A 2,333-nucleotide genomic window follows, 5' to 3' on the forward strand; every position below is an offset into this window, starting at 1 on the left:
CCGGCCCGCTGGCGCGAACGGTGAGTCCACCCTCTCTTCTGGCCGAGAAAGCGGGCAGCCACGATCATAGGAGAATTTCTCTCCAGAGACTCTCAAAGCAGCTAGTCTAGGCAATGATTTTGAATAAATCAGAGCCCATGATGAACACCGCCGAAGCCCTTCAGATTCTCAACCTTCCGCCGGACGCAACCGAGCGGCAGATCCGGGGGCGACTGTTTCAGGAATACCAAACCCTCAGTACTGCCCTCGCAGAACTGGAGGACGAGCGACAAAGACCCTTGCTAGAGGCGCAACTGGCGCGGCTGAATGAGGCGCGGGATGTATTGCTTAGCGGGGGATCCCAGGCTGAGAAGGGTTTGTCTTGGGTCAGCCCAGAGGACTTGCCCCCCCAGGTGATTGTGCTGCTTTACCAAGCCAATGGGCAGGAGGGAATCTGCACGCGCCAGGTTGGGGGTCAAGATATCGTCATTGCTTTCGAGAGCTCGTTTGCGGCAAGAAAATATGCGCAGCGGTTGGCTCAACAGGGACTGCCCAAGCCCGTGGCAGAACGCTTTGACACGCAGGAGATCGTCGATTTTTGCCGCAGCGGAGGGTATGGGTTGATGGTGGTTCCGGCCAGCGAAACGCTGGAGCCCCTACAAGAAAGCACGGAAGCTGCCCGTGATTGGCAGGGCAGGTCTTGATGCCGTTTGGCCTCGATCCACTTGCGTTAAGGGTGCCCTCGATGATTAGTGTGGAACCGATCTCTGTGGACGAGTTTCGCCAGCTCATGGCCGCCGATCTGGACGCTTGCTGCGAGGCCTTTGATTTGCGGGCGGAGTACCTGCGTCTGCAGCAACAGCGGCTACGCTCCTGGGGCATACTGGCCTTTGGTTTGATAGCAATAGCCTTGGTCATCTTCTTGGGGATGCGGGATCCCGGCTCTTGGGTGTCCTATACCGCGGCTGCCGGGATCCTACTGCTGCTCCTGTTGGGGATCCTGAGAGCCAACTTGCGCTTGGGAAAAAGCCTGCATCGCATCCGGCAGCGTTGGCAGGAAGCCCACCTGCTCAACAGCACCCCTGAGATGATGAAGTTTGCCACCGATCTGGCCCGCAAAGTAAAAGACTACAACCACTGGGTCAACGAGCTCCAACAATCCCTGCAGGGGGGGCAGCATTGGCGGGATTTTCGGCAACTCAGCGAGGCCGAGCAGAAGTACATCCAATCGCTGTTTTTGCAGGTGCGGGCCCAACTGGTGATGGCCCTACAGGTGTGCCGAGCTTTGATCGAGGATCCACAAGCCTCTGTGGCTCAGTATCTCAACCAAATGGTTGCCCGGGATCAGCAACTGCTGGAGCAGTTTACCGCCAAAAACCTGACCGCCAACCGCTACGTGACCTTGGCTCGCCAGCTATCTGTGCTGGAGGAAGATTTGCAAGCCCAGCTCAGAGCCTTGGGATCCCGATGATACCCTGTTGGAGGTGTCCAGCAGCGTACTCATGGGCAGTAGAGGCACTCGAAAATTGTACGGCCTGTTGCTTGCCGGCGGACTGGGCTTGCTGGGATGCGGGGATCCGAATGTACCCCTGACCCAACCCCCTCCCGATGCTTTTCGGGTTAGCACCCCACGGCCACCGCGCCTGGATCTCTATCCCACCCCACCACCCACGCCAACTCCTACCCCGACACCACCCCCCAGCTTGCTGGAGATCACGGCCCGTTGGTTGGGGATCCCTTGGCCTCCCCAGCGGCAAGAAACCAGCCCAGTGAGGTTGAGCGCCCGTTTCCTGGAGATCCCACTACCCCCGAAGCCGCGCCGCTCCGCCAGCCCCTCGCCTCAGCCTTCCCCCAGCCCAGAGAGTGAGGAGAGAAGGCAACAAGGCCGGGAAACCTAGTCCGCACCGCTGGCCTCTGGGGATTTAGGCGCCTACGGTCGCCGGCTCCGTTTCTCGAACGCGCAGCTTTTCACAGGGGATGGTATCCGCCAGAATAGAGCTGGCCATCATACCCGTGTGAATCTCCAGTTTGGCTCCGGGCACCGCCTCAAACAGCAGCCGCTGGCCTGGAAAGACCACCCGCTCAAAGTACCAGTTTTCGATATTCGTGATGCGAACCACCTGAATAGAGCTGGTCGCGTTGATGTAGCTACAGGTTATTCGCTCTGCTCGTTTTTTATCGGGGATTGCATCGAGTGTTTGCATAATTCAGATTACCAGCCCACTTTGCTCAGCCTATCATCTACCCTAACACCGCCTGGGGATCACTGCGGTAGTCTGCGATACGGCGATCCCAACTGGCAGAAATCAATCCTGGAAAAACATAGTCATTCATAGTCATTCCAAACTAGATTG

The 2,333-nt window shown here is 58.0% G+C and carries 4 protein-coding genes; 3 read left to right on the forward strand and 1 reads right to left on the reverse strand.

Features of this window, described 5'->3' with window-relative positions; translation table 11 throughout:
* Positions 1 to 137 precede the first annotated feature (137 nt).
* The 3 genes from NW819_RS13555 to NW819_RS13565 are packed head-to-tail and all read left to right on the forward strand — an operon-like array spanning position 138 to position 1,877.
* Positions 138 to 683, forward strand: a complete 546-nt coding sequence (locus NW819_RS13555; RefSeq protein ID WP_414374936.1) for a DUF3110 domain-containing protein — start codon at positions 138 to 140, stop codon at positions 681 to 683.
* 41 nt (positions 684 to 724) lie between these two features.
* A complete protein-coding gene (locus NW819_RS13560; RefSeq protein WP_414414069.1) occupies positions 725 to 1,450 on the forward strand; it encodes a hypothetical protein in 726 nt (241 codons plus the stop codon).
* Between the two features lie 13 nt (positions 1,451 to 1,463).
* The gene (locus NW819_RS13565; RefSeq protein ID WP_414414070.1) at positions 1,464 to 1,877 is read left to right on the forward strand and encodes a hypothetical protein; all 414 of its coding nucleotides are present in this window, start codon (positions 1,464 to 1,466) and stop codon (positions 1,875 to 1,877) included.
* A gap of 24 nt (positions 1,878 to 1,901) precedes the next feature.
* On the opposite strand, the gene NW819_RS13570 is transcribed toward NW819_RS13565, so the two are convergent.
* The gene (locus NW819_RS13570) at positions 1,902 to 2,183 is read right to left on the reverse strand and encodes a DUF1830 domain-containing protein (RefSeq protein ID WP_414343190.1); all 282 of its coding nucleotides are present in this window, start codon (positions 2,181 to 2,183) and stop codon (positions 1,902 to 1,904) included.
* Positions 2,184 to 2,333 lie beyond the last annotated feature (150 nt).

It is taken from the genome of Synechococcus sp. R8-2 (genome assembly GCF_047461715.1).
Taxonomy (GTDB): Bacteria; Cyanobacteriota; Cyanobacteriia; order Thermostichales; family Thermostichaceae; genus Thermostichus.